This is a genomic window from Sphingopyxis sp. (assembly GCF_019459305.1).
GTDB lineage: Bacteria > Pseudomonadota > Alphaproteobacteria > Sphingomonadales > Sphingomonadaceae > Sphingopyxis.
Genome location: NZ_JAIBES010000100.1, coordinates 23,899 through 39,411, shown reverse-complemented (window position 1 = coordinate 39,411; position 15,513 = coordinate 23,899). Strand labels below are relative to the sequence as shown.

11 protein-coding genes are annotated in these 15,513 nt (G+C 61.1%); 5 read left to right on the top strand and 6 right to left on the bottom strand.

Annotated features, from left to right (window positions below; all coding sequences use genetic code 11):
• The coding region (locus K0M74_RS12085) for a sulfatase-like hydrolase/transferase (RefSeq protein ID WP_293972493.1) at positions 1-1,049 on the bottom strand (1,049 nt) is incomplete at its 3' end.
• 63 nt (positions 1,050-1,112) lie between these two features.
• Positions 1,113-3,608: a TonB-dependent receptor gene (locus K0M74_RS12080; protein WP_293972490.1), complete on the bottom strand. Its 2,496-nt coding sequence runs from the start codon at positions 3,606-3,608 to the stop codon at positions 1,113-1,115.
• A 302-nt stretch (positions 3,609-3,910) separates the two neighbouring features.
• Here K0M74_RS12080 and rsgA point away from each other — a divergent pair, with 302 nt between their 5' ends.
• From rsgA to K0M74_RS12055, 5 genes are all read left to right on the top strand, one after another.
• Positions 3,911-4,906 (top strand): ribosome small subunit-dependent GTPase A, encoded by a 996-nt coding sequence (gene rsgA / locus K0M74_RS12075; protein WP_293972487.1) that lies wholly within the window; start codon positions 3,911-3,913, stop codon positions 4,904-4,906.
• A gap of 170 nt (positions 4,907-5,076) precedes the next feature.
• On the top strand, positions 5,077-5,625 hold the full coding sequence (locus K0M74_RS12070; RefSeq protein WP_293972484.1) for a hypothetical protein: 549 nt from the start codon (positions 5,077-5,079) through the stop codon (positions 5,623-5,625).
• Positions 5,626-5,886: 261 nt separating this feature from the next.
• Entirely contained in the window at positions 5,887-6,486 is a 600-nt protein-coding gene (locus K0M74_RS12065) for a PEPxxWA-CTERM sorting domain-containing protein (RefSeq protein WP_293972480.1), read from the top strand.
• A gap of 725 nt (positions 6,487-7,211) precedes the next feature.
• Positions 7,212-8,207, top strand: coding sequence for a transglutaminase-like cysteine peptidase (locus K0M74_RS12060; protein ID WP_293972477.1), 996 nt, complete (start codon positions 7,212-7,214; stop codon positions 8,205-8,207).
• Between the two features lie 541 nt (positions 8,208-8,748).
• Positions 8,749-9,489 (top strand): response regulator transcription factor, encoded by a 741-nt coding sequence (locus tag K0M74_RS12055; RefSeq protein WP_293972474.1) that lies wholly within the window; start codon positions 8,749-8,751, stop codon positions 9,487-9,489.
• Positions 9,490-9,556: 67 nt separating this feature from the next.
• Here K0M74_RS12055 and K0M74_RS12050 read toward each other — a convergent pair whose 3' ends face one another.
• The 4 genes from K0M74_RS12050 to K0M74_RS12035 are packed head-to-tail and all read right to left on the bottom strand — an operon-like array spanning position 9,557 to position 15,469.
• A complete protein-coding gene (locus tag K0M74_RS12050; protein ID WP_293972471.1) occupies positions 9,557-10,834 on the bottom strand; it encodes an HlyD family type I secretion periplasmic adaptor subunit in 1,278 nt (425 codons plus the stop codon).
• The gene (locus K0M74_RS12045; RefSeq protein ID WP_293972468.1) at positions 10,831-11,892 is read right to left on the bottom strand and encodes a cell wall hydrolase; all 1,062 of its coding nucleotides are present in this window, start codon (positions 11,890-11,892) and stop codon (positions 10,831-10,833) included. Before K0M74_RS12045 ends, K0M74_RS12050 begins: the two co-directional genes overlap by 4 nt.
• Entirely contained in the window at positions 11,889-14,075 is a 2,187-nt protein-coding gene (locus tag K0M74_RS12040) for a type I secretion system permease/ATPase (protein ID WP_293972465.1), read from the bottom strand. Before K0M74_RS12040 ends, K0M74_RS12045 begins: the two co-directional genes overlap by 4 nt.
• Positions 14,072-15,469, bottom strand: coding sequence for a TolC family outer membrane protein (locus K0M74_RS12035; RefSeq protein ID WP_293972462.1), 1,398 nt, complete (start codon positions 15,467-15,469; stop codon positions 14,072-14,074). Before K0M74_RS12035 ends, K0M74_RS12040 begins: the two co-directional genes overlap by 4 nt.
• Between the last annotated feature and the right edge of the window lie 44 nt (positions 15,470-15,513).

Genomic DNA, 15,513 nt, shown 5'->3' with positions numbered 1-15,513 from the left:
GGGGCGGCGGGGGCGCCCTCGCCGTGGTCGCTGGTATAGATGATAATCGTGTTGTCGATCTGGCCGCTCTCTTTCAAGGCCCACAGCAACTGTCCCAACCGTCGATCGACGTCGCGCAGACAATTATAATAATAATTGTTGAACCGATGCCACGACGCTTCGTCATCGTGTGGCATCGGGCCGTAGAAGAGGTCGTTGAGCCGCACGATCGCGCGATGTGCCTCGGGCTTGGTGCTGAGATCGTCTTTGTAGAAGCTTTCGGGCAGGTCGAACTTGTTGTCGACTTCGTAAATCGGATCGCCCGGTTCGCGGCGCAGCGGAGCAAGAATATCGGGATGTGTGCGGTGCTTCGCCTGCTCGCCCGTCGCGTCATAGAACATGATATCGTGTGGATTGATCAGGCCGACCACAAGAAACCAGGGCTTTCCTCCCGCTTTGTCGCGCCGGACAAAGTCGAAGATGCTGCGGGCCGCATCGCCTGCGACATACATGTCGGCGCGATAGCCGTCCCATGTGAGGCCCAGCTCCTCACCGTCGAACCCATAGTCGTGGAAGCCATATTTTTCCATCGCGCGTTCGGTGCTGGGATAGATGCCCCCGGGAACCCGCGGCCAGTTACGTTCGAAGTTCATGCGGCTGAGGTGCCACTTGCCCTTGTAGCTCGTGTAGTATCCGGCTGCCTGCATCATATGGCCGAGGGTCGGCATGTCTTCGGCGGCAACCGGGTTGGGCGCGTTGTCGCTGTTGAGGAAGAGGCCGGTACGTTGGGTGTGGTGGCCCTGGAAAATCGTCGAGCGCGAAGGCGTGCAGGGCGTAGTATGAACATGATAATTTTCGACCAGCATGCCGCGATCCATCAGTTCGCGATGATAGGGCAGCTTTTCCAGCAATCCCTTCGGGTAACTTGCAAGGCTCTGCTCCTGATCGGTCACGATCATCAGGACGTTTAACTTTTTACCATTCTTCGCGAATGCCGGGAAGGTCAATCCTCCCGCCGCAAGCGCGCCCATGCCGCCGACAAAGGTGCGCCGATCCAATTCCAGGCTCATCTCTCTCTCCCCGTTACCAGATGGACCTCCCGCACAGCCAATTAGCTGTGCGAGCGTCGTTTTCTAAAACTTTACCGCGAAGTCGATGCCAAACTCGCGCGGCGGCTGGTAAAATTGGCTGATCGGGGTAGCGCCGGCATTCGTCGCGCCCGAGATGACCTCCTGATCGGTCAGGTTCGACCCATAAAGCGTTACCTTCCAGCGATCGTCCTGACCGGCCAGCGCGATGCTTGCGTTCAGCAGCACAACCTCGTCGCGATAATAGCCGGGCAGGTTGCTGCGGCCCCAGGTGTTGAACCGGGCCGAGTAACGCGCGTCGCTGTGCAACTTGATTTCGCCGAACGATGTCGGGATGGCATAGTCGATGGAAAGGCTGCCGCTCCATTTTGGCGCATTGGCGAGATCGAGACCGGTGGAATCGGTTGGAACCGCGAACGTGCCGTTGGGAACGCCGTTGATAAGTATCGGTACGGCTGGCCCGCACTGCCCGGGCTCGGCGGCTCCGTTGGTGAACACGCCATTGGTGTCGGCGCAGAAATCGGTATATCGCGCATGCAGATACGCAATATTGGCACCGATGGTGAAGCCAGTCGCCGGACGCAGAAGGCTTTCAACTTCAAAGCCGGATATCTTTGCGGCCGCGACGTTGGTCGTGATATTTTCAGCGCGTACCGCGCCCATCCGTGTGACCGCGCTTTGCAGATCGCGATATTTATTCATGAACCCGGCGACATTAAGGCGCAGCAGACGGTCGAACAGATCGGTTTTGGCGCCGATCTCGAACGCGTTCACCCGCTCGGGGTTATAGGGCCCGATATTTTCGGGGATCGTGCCTCGTGAGTTATACCCGCCAGCCTTGTAGCCTTGCGAATAGTTGGCGTAGACCATGACGTCGCGTGCGATCTCATAATTTACGGTCAGTCGCGGAGTGAACTCGGACCAGGATGCTTCGAGACTGCTCGCGAAGGAAGAGATTTGGTTTCCATTGACCCGCACCTGCGTCGCGATGTCGTATTTTTTTCTGTCGTGACTATATCGCCCGCCGATCGACAAGGTCAGCCCAGGCGCAGGGTGCGCGTTGACCAGCGCAAAGAGGGCGTAACTCTCCGTGTCCTGACGCAATTGAGCCAGGGTGGTGGTGGTCGGCGTCGCAAGGACAGTATTGAACTGGCGCCACTGGTCTGTCTGGTAATAGGCGCCGACGACGAAATCGACGGGTTCGCCCTCGGGCGACACATAGCGCAGTTCGCCGCTCTTCGATTCACCTGAAAAGTCGCGTGTGACATCGAGCTGCGGTGCAGGCGTGATCAGGCCGTCAAAATCACCGCGGGTGATATAGGTGAGATGCCGGTAGCCAAGCACCGAGCTTATACGACCCCAGCCCACATCGAGATTGGACGACCACGAGCCGCCATAGGTTTCGGTGTTCGCAATGGGATCGAAAAGGACCGCAGCCTTGCGAACATCGTTTTTCACGGCATCGGGCAGCAGGTCCCAGTTGGGATCGCCATTGTCGAGCACGTTGGGCGCGGGGCCGGTCGTGTTTTGCTTCAGCCAATCGACGATCAGCGTGGAATCGAACGCCCCGCCCTGATCAAACTCCAGTGCACCGCGAACCGACTTCACATTGGCGCCATTGAGGCGATTGCCGGTAATGACGTTACGGCTATAGCCGTCGTAGTCGCGGAAATTGACCGAGACCTTTGCGGCCAGGGCATCATTCGCAAAGCGGCCGGTGTTGAGCTTGCCGCGAAACTGCTTGAGCCCGAAAGAGCCAATGGTCAGGCGGGCCTCGGCACCGAAATCGTCGGTTGGCCGGCCCGTGATGACGTTGATCGTGCCGGCAAGGTTATTCTTCCCGAACAGCACGCCCTGCGGTCCCTTCAGCACCTCGATGCGTTCGACGTCAAAAAGGTCGAGCATCGTGCTTGAGACGAAGGGAATATAGACGCCGTCGATGATGGTGCTGACCTTGGGGTCCGCATTGGGATCCGGATCGGCCGTGCTCATGCCGCGGATCGCGATCATCGGCACGTTGGCCACCAGTCCCTGCGTCTGCAGGACAACGTTTGGGGCTAGGCCGTTGAGACTGGTGATATTGGTGCTGCCGCTGGCTTCGACCATGTCGCTGTTGAACGCCGAGATGGCGATCGGGACGTCCTGAATGCTTTCCGAGCGGCGCTGTGCGGTAACCAGGATCTCGCCGTACATAATGTCTGGTTCGGCATCGGCCTGCGCACCCGCTACCGCCTCGTCAGTCGCGGGTGCAGTCTGCGCATTCACCGGAACCGAAATTAATCCGGCGGCGACGGTCGCAAGCAAAACAGCTAAATTCCTCATCGATATCCTCCCACAATTTAGCCAATCAGCTCCACTTTCCCCACGCGCCCACCGCGTCGGAAAATGCGGCATCCGCATCCGGCCTGTTTGTTGGAACGTGAGATTGTGTGTGCGGCATTTTTTCTGCCTTCGGCCCAGGATTGCACAGATCCCGTGCGCGCGCCGACGGCAATTTCTCCGTTCCCAGCGTAGGAATATCAGCGAAAAAAAATACTTCAAGTACTAAGTATATTCTTGTGACACTGGCGGCATTCCGCCGAATTCGACATTGAAGCTGCTAGTTTGTCTCCGACCGGAATGAGCTGAATGGCCTGCCTGGGCATGAATTGCTGGAGCTTGAGCGATCGACGGATCCCGCCTGCGGGTGATATATTCGCCCACGCGAAAAGCCGGCGTGGCAACATGCTGTGTCCGACACGCTCGCTATCGGCTGTGGAATTGCCCTATAAAGGGTGCCCGCATTGCGACCGGAACGGATAGACTCTTATGGGGATCGCAGAGAAGGATAGTTCTGCCGCGTTATGCGATCACGTGATGAAACCCTGGAAGCACTTGGCTGGAACGATTTTTTCCGCGAGCAGGTCACCGAAGCGGAGGCCGGGAAATGCCGCCCCGTCCGCGTAATGGCGGTTCATCGCGGCAAGATCGCCGTGACTGGCAATGAGTTTGAGGGCTTCATCACCCCTTATATAGCGGGCGCGTCCCCTGATGACGATCATCCGACGGTCGGCGACTGGCTGCTGATCGACCGCTACACCGCCGCGCCCTTGCGCGTCCTGCAGCGGATGAATCTGTTCAAGCGGCGCGCGGCCGGCGATCCGCAAAAAGAGCAGATGATCGCCGCCAATGTCGACACATTGTTCATCGTCGCCTCGTGCAACGAGGATTTCAGCGTCGCGCGATTGGAACGATACCTGGTGCTGGCGCGCGAGGTGGGGGTGGATCCTGTCGTCGTCCTGACCAAAATCGACCTGACCGACCGGGGCGAGGTTTTTGCGGCGGCGGCGCGCGCAATCCAGCCCGGGCTGCATGTCGAGACCGTCAATGGCCGCGATACCGAAAGCGCCGCTCGGCTCGCTGGCTGGTGCGGCAAAGGCAAAACCGTCGCGCTGCTCGGTTCCTCGGGGGTCGGCAAGTCGACGCTGGTCAACACATTACGGGGTTCGGACAGTATCGCCACGCAGCCAATTCGTGATCGCGACGGCACCGGGCGCCACACGACCACCGTCAGGGAGATGCACCGTCTGGCGCAGGGTGGCTGGTTACTCGACACGCCCGGCATGCGCGAACTTCAGCTATCCAAGGCGGCCGAGGGCATAGCCGAGGTCTTTGATGACTTCATCTTGGTCGCGCAGCAATGCCGTTTCTCGGACTGTGCGCATGGCGGTGAGCCCGGCTGCGCTGTCCGCGCCGCGATCGCCGAGGGCACATTGACTCTGTCGCGTTTCGATCGCTGGCAGAAACTGGCGACCGAGGACGCTGTCATCCACGCCCGCCGCACGAAGCGTCCCCGGTAGGGGATGCCTGGCGTCCATGACCGGGTTTTTGGTCGCGGCCATTTGTAAATCGCGTCCTATGGGCGGGCCGTCGGCTCGCCGTGTCTGTTGCACGACCGGCACCATCCTCTTCGGTATGCGGCCACACGATGCTACACGCGAGGACGTGCTTGTCTGACAGGAGCGTTCAATTGCACCAATTATTCCGTCCGATCGCGGCGCTGCTTCTTGCGGGCGCGACACCGCTCGCTGGAGCGGCGGCGCTGGCGCAAGAGCCGGCGCCTGCGTCTTCGCTGGTCGCGGGCGCCACAGTCTATGACGTGAATGGCGAAGCGGTCGGCAAGATAGCCAAGGTGACGGGAGACAGGGTCGCCGTCTCGATCGACGGCAATGGGTTGGGTGTGCCCAGGCAGGCCTTTGTGAAAGGCGCCAAGGGTCCCGCTCTGCAGACGACGAAGGCAAAAATTCTCTCCGTCCTGAGGCAAGCCGAGGCCAATGCTGCAGCAGTGGGCGGCGCACTGAAGCCGGGTGCCGCGGTGCGCAGCGCCGACGGTGCGGTAGTGCTGGGCAAGGTCACATCGATAACGCCGCAGGGCGCCTTGCTTGCAACCAACGAAGGCAACATCACCATGCCGCGCGCCGCATTTTTCCTTTCGAAAAATGGATTGGCGGTAAAGCTCAGCGAAAAGCAGTTTCTTGCCGGTGTCAGGGCGGCGCGGGCCCAGAAAAAGGGCAGTTGATCCAAACCGCGCCTGGCGGTTCGAGGTCATCAGTCCCAGCCTTTGGTGCGCAACCCGCCCCGGCCGTATGGACGGCAACGCCATCGGCGCACGTTCGCAGCCAAAAGCTATTCGCCCGGACGAGCTTCATCGCGGCGATATTGTCTCAAAATAAGACATGTGGTCGGCGGGATCGGCAGCAATAGGTTGCAGTGATCATGATTTGCTGCTTAGGAAATGTTAAGTTTGCACAAATGTTTAACTTAACCAGGGGCTAGAATCATGACACTTAAGAAGCGACTTCTCATCTCCGCTGTGATCTTCGCCGGGATCGGCGCTGCCCCTGCTGCTGCAGCAGAATTTATCGACTTCGAGACGACCGCAGGAGGTGCTGCGACCTTTGCTGGCGGTAGCGTAGGAAATGATTTCAGCGCATTCGGCGCGTCCTTTACCAATGCCTTTTACCGGCAGTGTGGTGGCGGCTGCCCTGCGCCAGCCAATGGCATCTTCGTGTCGTCCAACAATTTTGCGAACCCGTTCACCATCACCTTTGCTGGCATTACCGACGCTTTCAGCTTCTCCAATGTCAGCAATTCCTCGGGAACCGCCAGCGCTTTCGGGATCGGTGGAAACCTGCTGGAATCGATTGCAATTTCGGGCTTTCCGTCATCATTCTCCTTCACCTCGACGGGCATCAATTCGATCTCGTTTTCAAGCAACTCGCAGCTTGGCGTGGATAATTTCGCGTTTGGGGACGTCCAGGGCATGAGCGCCGTCCCCGAGCCGGCTGCCTGGGCCATGATGTTGATTGGATTCGGCTTCGTCGGCGGGACGATGCGCGCCGCAAATCGCCGCAAGAAGTTTGCCGTAACTTACGCCTGATTAACGCGACGATCGAGAAACGCCGCCCGTCGAAAGACTGGCGGCGTTTTTTTATGACGCCTGAAGCGACCCCGCCACAAGAGCTGCGAACGCGGCAGGGTTGGCTCCCCGTAGCCCCGATCGGTGCCAATTGCGTGAAATGAGCCGGGCAATGGGCGGGACGCTCCCAGAACCGCCATTCCCACTGCAGGGTGGACCTTGCCTGGAACCGATTTGCGAGACGGTAGCGGGGCTGCGCAGGTCGATGATTGACGCGCAGAGCGTCTCCGTGTCCCCGGGGCTCGATCAGTCTGCTCGGCGGTAGTGACGGCCATCTCCGGAGCCTGAGTGTCGGATCAAGCTGCCCGCTTGTTGCCGAGCCTGCCGATACGTCGCCGTGTATTCCTCGCCGCGCTATTTTTCGAGCGGGCGTGCAGGACTCACTGGGAACCGCCACGGAAATGCTGGCGATCTTACACTCTCCTCACGTCGTCGGTCATCGGTTTACGCGGGATTAACCATTCCAATGAAATGAATACTCATCTTGCCCGGGCATATTCGGAGGCATGGTGGCGCGCAAATATACTTCCGGCAGTTGCGGGGCCGCGCGTTTCGCGATGGCGATTGTCGCAGCGATGCTGTCGCCCACAACTGCTTATGCTCAGATTGAGGCCCCCGCGCAAAAGTCGACAAATGCCAAGCTGTTTGCAGTCGGCGAGACCTGTCGTAGCAATTCGGCATTTGCGTTGGCGACCTCTTCTTTTGGCGCTTCGCTTCCTGCCGTCGTCGAGCCGTTGAGCGCGCTCGACCAGGTGCGGGCGAACCAGGAAAGCGCTGCGTCGATAACAAAGATTGTGCCCGGACAAGGGGCGATATTGGTCGGCCCGGCGATTGTCACCGATACGGATGGTCGTTTCCCTTCTCAGCATATTGGTCTGACGGTTTCACCGCCGCCAGGCACGCATCCGCGGATCGAATGCAGCCAACAACTGGCCAGGGCGGCGATTGGCGTCGATGCGGACAGCGAGCTCGGGACACAGGCCATTCCGGTCGATACGACGCGCTTCGATGATCGCTGGGCACGCGTGCGCCGCGCCCCGGCGCCGTCGCTGATGCAGGTGCAGCTCAAGCGCGCCGCGGTGATGAAAGGGCTTGGCGAGGCGGCGATGTTCGATCGCATCAACCTGTGGGTCAATCGCCAGATTGCTTATGCCGATGATGAGCGCAATTATCGGCAGCGCGACTTTTGGGCGACCGCCGACGAGACGGTTTCGCGCGGCAGTGGCGATTGCGAGGACTTTGCGATCCTGAAAATGCACATGCTTCGCGCAGCCGGGATCGATGACGACCGGATGAAACTCGTCCTGCTGCGCGACTTGGCAATCAACGCCGACCACGCGTTCCTGTTGGTCCGGTCGAAAGCCGGGTGGGTCGTGCTCGATAATATGACCGACCAGATCTACGATGGCCGCCAGTCAGATGCGATGCGGCCGATCCTGTCGTTCAGCGGCAACCGGCGCTGGATTCACGGCTATCGTGACGCTCCAGCGCCGGCGGCCTCAGCCACAGGAAAGGCGTCGGCAATAGCCTTTGCCAGCGGAGCACCTGCCGCAATCTCGCGTACTTCGTTCAAAACCGCTTTGGTGCGCGATATGAGCGTCAGGCGCACATTGGCGCGTTTGTCGATCGGCTACGAACTGACCAAGATGCTCGAACGCCTGCCGCCGCGCGGTGCGAAATGATCTGCGGACCAGCGCGGGGTGTATCAATCACCGGATTTCAGAAGCTTCCGTGACGAGAGCGCTTTATCACCAAGCTGGCAACTTCGAGTCGAGCGCGACTCGCGAAGTTAAATGAATTCAAATCGGATTCTTTATCGATTGACCGTCACGGATTAACCAGAATTATTAGTGATTGCGGCCAGATTCCGGCCAGCGCGCATATCAGCGATCCCCCAGAAGGCTAGCAAATCGGCGGTTCGGCGTCCTCAAGATAAGTCATTGAATTTGATATGATTAAGTGCGCCGCGATGTCAAGCTGGCGCGATTCCCGCACACATCCGCAGAATCGATCATACCTCTTTATGGGTATCTATCAAAATCCTCGTAGATTCTGTCATTTAGTTGTATAACCTTTAGTGTAGTTATTGGATAACGAAACTAAAAGGTTAACATATTCAACGTGGGGAGGGGTCCGCCGCGGTGAACATCAAAGGGAATTTGGCTTTTAGACCGAAGTTCAGACAGGTGGGGTCGCCTTGACTGAGAATTCAGGGAGGCGGATATGTCGCAGTTGATCAAGATTTCGCTGTTGGCGAAGTATGAAATCGCAAGGGAAGGGTTACGCAACATCCTTTCCGGCGAAAGCTTTCAAATTCAAGCATCGGGTTCCGATGTCTCGGCGCTATTCAACTCGCAGGAGATGATAGCGGATGACGTCGACTGCCATGTGATCGTCGTTGATGGCGGGGAAATCAGCTTCGGGCTTGACGCCTGTCGGAGGCTCGCGGCAAAAAGGGTTCATGCGCGCCTGGCGCTGCTGTTCGATCACTATGTGTTCGAGGATGTCGTCGAAGCATTTCAGATCGGCGTCGATGCCGTCATCGTCAAAGAAATCCTGTGCGCGCCGCTGGTGGAATCGATCAAGCTGGCGGCGCTGGGGGAAAAGGTTTTTCCTTCGCAACTCGTGAACAATCTGACCAGCTGGGTTCCCGCCGCACTCGGCGGCGACTGGAAAAGCAGTGCCGCTTCGGTGGGCCTGTCGGACCGCGAGATCGAAATCCTGGAAAGCATTATGGCCGGCATGGCGAACAAGGTGATCGCGCGGCAATTCGGCATCTGCGAAGCTACCGTCAAGGTGCATGTGAAGGCGATCCTGCGCAAGCTGGGCGTCGAAAACCGCACCCAAGCGGCGACCTGGGGGGTAAAGAATGGCCTGGGGGAGCCGGTGCAGTTGACGCTGCGCGAGGTAAAGCCCGTCCGCGCCGACGTTAGGCCGCCGCCCTATTCTGGCAGGGCGGCCTGACAGGCGTCATCGCCGCGGGAAAGAACCGTCGCGTAAAACTCTGTGACCCCGCCCTGCTCGAACCGTTTCAGCGTTCAGTGAATGCCTCGGACCGTGCCCGCAGGAACGGTTTGAACAAGTAACTGAGGATGCTCTTCTTGCCCGTCAGCACCTCGACATCGCAAACCATCCCCGGGGTGATTGGTAGCTGCCGCTTGCCGTTTTGCAGATAGGCGACGTCGGTTTCGACCACGACGGTGAAATATGCCTCTTTGGTGGCTTCGTCATACAGGCTGTCAGGTGATATCTGGACGACGCGACCGGACAGGCCGCCATAGACGGCGAAGTCGTAAGCGGTGACCTTCACATTGGCGCGGTCGTTGACCTTGATGAAGGCGATGTCGCGCGGCGCGACGCGCGCCTCGATCAATAATTTGTCGCCCACCGGCACGACCTGCATGATTTTTTGCCCCGCCTGGACGAAGCCGCCCACCGTGGTAACCTGAACATCGTTGACGATACCGTTCGCAGGCGAGCGGATTTCGCTGCGCTGCTGGCGACCCGTGGCGCCGCGCAGCGATTCCGAATTCACCGCCATCTTGGCAACGATCTGATTGCGCTCGTCGAGGGCTTCCTGCCGAAATTCCAGCCCTGCAGAGGCGGCCTGCGCCTGCGCTTCGCTGATCGCGGCGGCGGCGCGTGACGCCGCCTGTTCGGCAGCGGCCAGTTTGCCGCGTACTTCGGTTGCTTCGCGCTGGGCGGTGAGCAATTCGGTTTGCGGCACGATCGACTTGGCGGCGAGCGGTGCCAGTAATTCGACCTGGCTCTGCGCGAGCGACAGGCTCGATCGCAGCGAGGCGATGGTCGCCTGTGCTTCGCCATAGTCACGGCGGCGCTGCTCGATCGCGGCATTCAGCGCCATCCGGCGGCTGCGCTGGGTCGCGGCGCGGACCGATTGCAGGTCGGCCTCTTGGCTGCATTCCGCCGGTCTGAGGCCGCTGGCGTTGGGGGCGCAATCGCCCGCAGCTGCACCGTTGCCTTCGCGCCCCAGGCGCGCGGCGCGGGCCGCCAGCGAGCGGTTTTCGGCCTCGATTTGCCCGAGCTGCGACGAGGATTCGGTATCGTCGAGGCGCACCAATAGCTGGCCCTTGCGGACCGGCTGGCCCGATCGAACAACAATGTCCAATATTGTCGCCGGTTCGGCCGACTGCACGATCTGCGCCTTGCTCGACGGGATGACGCGCCCTTGGCCGCGGGTGACTTCATCGACCTGGGCGAAACTGGCCCAGCTGACAAAAGCGAACAGCCCGACCCCCGACGCCAGGATGATCCGGCGCGTGCCGACATAGGGTCGCGATCTGATCATGAGCCACTCTCCTTCACTGCAATATCAAATTCGCCGCCCTGCTGGCGTGCCATCATGCGCGAGGCGCGGCTGCTTTCTTCGAGTTCGGGGATCGCCAGCTCCCAGCCGAGCGACGTGTCGAGCCGGCCGCCGGCGTCATTGTCGGCGCGGCGGTCCTGCGAGGCTTCGAGCGTGTTGCCCGACGATGCCTGGATCAGCGTCTGTCCGTCGCCGCCGTCGCGCGAGCGTAGCACCGCGCTGCGTGCCAGGATCGTGGGGATGGCTTCCATCCCGCTATAGCGACCCGAAAACGCCCCCGGCGTTCCCCATTTGCCGGGCCAGCGATAAAAGATGTGTGCGCCAAGCTGCGCGATTTTGACCAGCTTCGGCGCCCAATAGGGCGAGACATAATTGGCGTGATAATGGGTCGCGTGACCGACCGAGGTTTCGACATAACCGCCGAGCGCAGCGCGCGCGACATCTTCGGCTTCCTGCCACTTGGCCGGATTGGGGCGCCGATTGAGCGATCCATCGCAGGTGAAACTAAACTGGCATACGGGGCGGTTGACGCCCTGATAGACGACACCGCAGATCGATTTGGGGAAGGCTGGGTGCAGGGCGCGGTTGATCACGACCTGAGCCACAGCGCGCCGCCCGGCGATCGGCTCATAAGCCGCTTCGAAATAGACCGCTTGGGTCAGGCAGCGCAGCGCGGTCATGACCGCCTTTTGATCGGCGGTGACGGGGTGGAAAGGCCGCGCCGAGGCGACGGGACCGCTGGAGAAGGGGATTGCCTCATTGCGCGTCATCGCGGTTTCCGGCGCCTGAATGGGCGTTGCGCCGGGATCTTCGGTCAGCTTGATGAGCCGCGCCATTTCGGGGTCGGCGATTACCGGCGCGTCGGGGCTGGTGTGGGCGGTATCGGCGATGTCGCCGCCGACAAGATCGCCCAGCTGCGCCCACATCGTTCGCGAAGTGAGCAGCGTTACCACCACTGCCATGGCAACAAGCCACAAGATGGTGCGACGATTGTCGTCGCGGGCAACGGTTCCGTATCGACGAGCGGTCGCGGCGGTCATGATGCGGCTCGCTGGGCAAGGATTTCGTCGCGGGGGCCGTCGGCAACGATCCGGCCGTTGTCCATGACGATCAGCCGGTCGACCAGCCCGAGCACCGTCATCCGGTGCGTGGCGATGACCAGCGTCTGGCTGGCGGGAATCGCCGCTTGCAGGCGATCGACGAAATGCTTTTCGGTCTGGCTGTCCATCGCGCCGGTCGGTTCGTCCAGGAACAGCAGATGCGCGGGGGTCATCAACGCGCGCGCGAGAACCAGAAAGCTGCGCTGACCGCCCGACAAGCGTGCCCCGCGCTCGCCAATATGAAAATCGAATCCTGCGGTATCGCGGCCAAGGAATTCGTCGGCGCCCGAGCGGCGGACCGCGTCGATGATGCTCGCGTCGTCGGCGTCGCTGGCGCCGACCAGCAGATTTTCGCGCACGGTGCCGCTGAACAGCTCGGCATCCTGACCGACGAAGCGCAACGCCTGTCGCAGGTCGTGCGGATCATATTGCCGGCTTTCGAGGCCGTCGATGCGATAGCTGCCGCTGGTGGGATCATAGAGCCCGCACAACACGCGACCCAGTGTCGATTTGCCAGATGCGACGCGGCCGATCAGCCCGATGCGCTCGCCCGGTTCGATGTTCAGGCTGACGCTGGCCAGCGATTCCCGCTCGGTATCGGGGTAGCGGAAACCGACATGGTCGAGCTGCAACCGCCCATCACGCACTTCAGGGGTGATCGAGCGGCTGCCCTTGTCCCGCTCGTCGTCCTGATCCATCAGCTGTTGCAGACTGTTCAAGGTAACGAACGCCTGCCGTCCGCGCGTCATCAGGAAGGCGAGCTGGCCCACCGGCGCCAGCGAACGGCTGGCGAGCATCACGATCGCGATGATCGCGCCCATCGAAATCGTACCGGCGTTGAACAGATAGAAGCCGCCGATAATCAGCGCGATGCCGGTCGCCTGCTGGCACAGCGTCGCCAGGTTGACCGCAGTGGCGGTCAGCTTGCGCATTTCTTCCTGCGTATAAGCATTCGACGCCGACAGCCGCCGCCATTTGCCGAGCATCCGGCCCTCGGCGCGGCAGGCCTTGACCGTTTCGAGGCTGCCGATTGTTTCGACCAGCGTCGTCTGCAGCATGCTGGCGTCGACCTGGGCGTCGGCGACCGCGGCGCTCATCCGGCGCTGCAAGACCCAGCCCATCGCCAGCATCACGACCATCGCGACAATCGGGATGACCGCCAGCCAGCCACCAAGCACGGCGATAAGCGCGACGAAGACCACCAAAAACAGGATGTCGGTCAGCAGCACGACGGTGGTCGAAGCAAAGAAATCGCGGACCTGTTCATAGTCGGTGACGCGTCGGGCGAGCGCCCCGGTGCTGCCGCGCTGGGTCGCCATCGGCAGGTTGAGCACCTTGTCGAGCAAGCGCTGTGACAGCCGCGCGTCGATGCCGCGTCCGACCTCGTCGATCAGCCCGGTGCGCGCCAGCCGCAGACCATATTCGACCGCGATCGCAAACAGCGCGCCGAGCGCCAGCATCCACAGGCTCGCCGCCGCCTTGTTGGGAATGATGCGGTCGTACACATTCATCGTGAACAATGGCATCGCGAAGGCGAGCAGGTTGATCAGGAGCGAGGCGAACATCACATAGCCATATTGGCTGCGTTCCTTCCACACCTCGCTCCAGAACCAGTGCTGCTTTGTCGCCTGATCCCACGGCCGCTCGCGCGCCGTTTCGCTGGCGGGGTTGTGGCGGACAATGACGCCCTGGCCCGAATAGGCGGTCTCGAGCAGCCGGCGATCGATTTGATCGTCGCTGCTCGCGCCGGGCAGGCGAACCGAGCAGGTCTGATCGTCCATCGCGGTCAGGACCAGCGGTCGGTCGCCCTCCAGCAACAGGATCGCCGGGACATCGTGCGCATTCCAGCCGGCCAGCGGCCGCCGCACGAGATGGCAGCGCAGCCCGACCGCCTCGAGCGCATGGTCGAGTTGGTCCAGCGGCACCAGACCGTCGTCGTCGAGTGCTAGCCCTTTTTTGACCCGGAGGTCGGAAAAGGGGCGCTCGAACTGCGCGGCAATCGCCGCCACGGCGTCGAGCAGTTCATCGCCCTGCGCGGGGGTGCTGCGCCATGCTTCGAAACCCGTTGCGGGGGACGGCTGGCGCGACCGCCGCACTCCGCGGGCGTCGACCGGATAATTCATGTGGGATCTCGCATCGCTTCAGGATCCATTTCAGGGGTCGGTTTGACCTTGAAGCGTTCGCGCGCCGTTGCTGCGGCCGCAGCGGGCGGCTGGACGTCCATCGCCGCAAGCAGGTCGTTGAGCGCTGCAAGCAGTTTGAACTCCGAATAAAATTGCGCGAATTTCGCGGTCTCGGTGCGGACCTGCACATTGTAGCGGGTATTCTGCGCGTCGAGGACGTCGAGCAGCGAGCGGCGGCCGACATTGAACTGGGCGCGGTACGAGCGGAGCAATTCGTCCGAAACGCGGCTCTGTTCTTCGAGCTCCTTGACCAGCTTGCCTTGCGCGTCCCACGTGTTCCATGCGACGCGGACATCCTCTTCGGCCTCGCGGACCATCTGGTCCATCCGGAAGCGCGCTTCCTTTTCGCGCCGGTACATTTCCTGCACCTTCGAGCCTTTGATGCCGCCGTTGAAAATGTCCCAACGCAGCACCAATCCTGCGTGCAGGTCGTTGGTTTCGCCGCGGAAGCCGTCGATGTCGTCGCCGATCCGCGCGTTGCCTTCGAGCGCGAGCGTTGGCGACATTTCGGCCTTTGATTTGCGGACCAGCGAATGGGCGGCGTCGAGATCGGCCTGTGCTTCGCGCACCCGCGGGTTGCGTTCGCGCACGCGCGCCAGCGCGTCCTCCAGCGTCGCCGGGATATTGTCCGCGAGCGTAGGAGGTAGCGTGGCGCCGTCGACCAGGTCGAGCCCGGTCAGGGTACGAAATGACGCAGACGTGTTGACGAGGTCGAGGTTGGCCTCGGTCACCCGCGCGCGGGCCGCCTGCTGGCGTTCCTCGGCTTGCTGCTGATCGGCGATGCTCAGCGACCCTTTGGCTACGCCTTCGCGAAGGTCGGTCACCAGCTTGCTGTGGAAATCGATATTGTCCTCGGATGCTGCGACGATCCGTTGCTGCAACAGATAGTCGAGATACTGGCGTGTGACCTGGAGCGCGATAAACTGCGAGCGTTCCTCGACTCGAAACGCAGCGCCGTCGGTGCGCGCTGCCTGGCGCCTGACCTCGTTGCGGCGAACCCCGCCGTCAAACAAAGTCTGCTCCACGCTGAGGCTACCCTCCATCGGGTACAGCTTGTTGTCGGCGATGCCCAACGCCCGGCGCGTGCCGTTTTCGAGGCGGCGAATGCCGATCGAGCCCTCGACCGAGACGCGCGGCGCGAACAGGCGCTGCGCCTGTTCACGTTCGAATTCGATCGCGGTCTTGTTCTCGACCGCTTGGTTGATTTCGGGGTTGGTCTGAACCGCCGTTTCGACCGCGGTCTTCAGCTCGATCCGCTGTGTCCAGCCGGCTTCGTGTGTTACACCAAGTGCAATCGCCGTAAGCAACAAGACTGCGGTACGAATTTTCGGCATCTTATGTCCCCTGCATTTTTCCGGTCGCGGTGGAAAATCCTTCT

Excerpts from the sequence above, each read along its gene's own strand:
- K0M74_RS12035 (WP_293972462.1), bottom strand. The coding sequence starts at position 15,469 with ATGCCGAAAATTCGTACCGCAGTCTTGTTGCTTACGGCGATTGCACTT.
- K0M74_RS12050 (WP_293972471.1), bottom strand. The coding sequence starts at position 10,834 with ATGATCAGATCGCGACCCTATGTCGGCACGCGCCGGATCATCCTGGCG.
- K0M74_RS12040 (WP_293972465.1), bottom strand. The coding sequence starts at position 14,075 with ATGAATTATCCGGTCGACGCCCGCGGAGTGCGGCGGTCGCGCCAGCCG.
- K0M74_RS12055 (WP_293972474.1), top strand. The coding sequence starts at position 8,749 with ATGTCGCAGTTGATCAAGATTTCGCTGTTGGCGAAGTATGAAATCGCA.
- K0M74_RS12045 (WP_293972468.1), bottom strand. The coding sequence starts at position 11,892 with ATGACCGCCGCGACCGCTCGTCGATACGGAACCGTTGCCCGCGACGAC.
- rsgA (WP_293972487.1), top strand. The coding sequence starts at position 3,911 with ATGCGATCACGTGATGAAACCCTGGAAGCACTTGGCTGGAACGATTTT.
- K0M74_RS12065 (WP_293972480.1), top strand. The coding sequence starts at position 5,887 with ATGACACTTAAGAAGCGACTTCTCATCTCCGCTGTGATCTTCGCCGGG.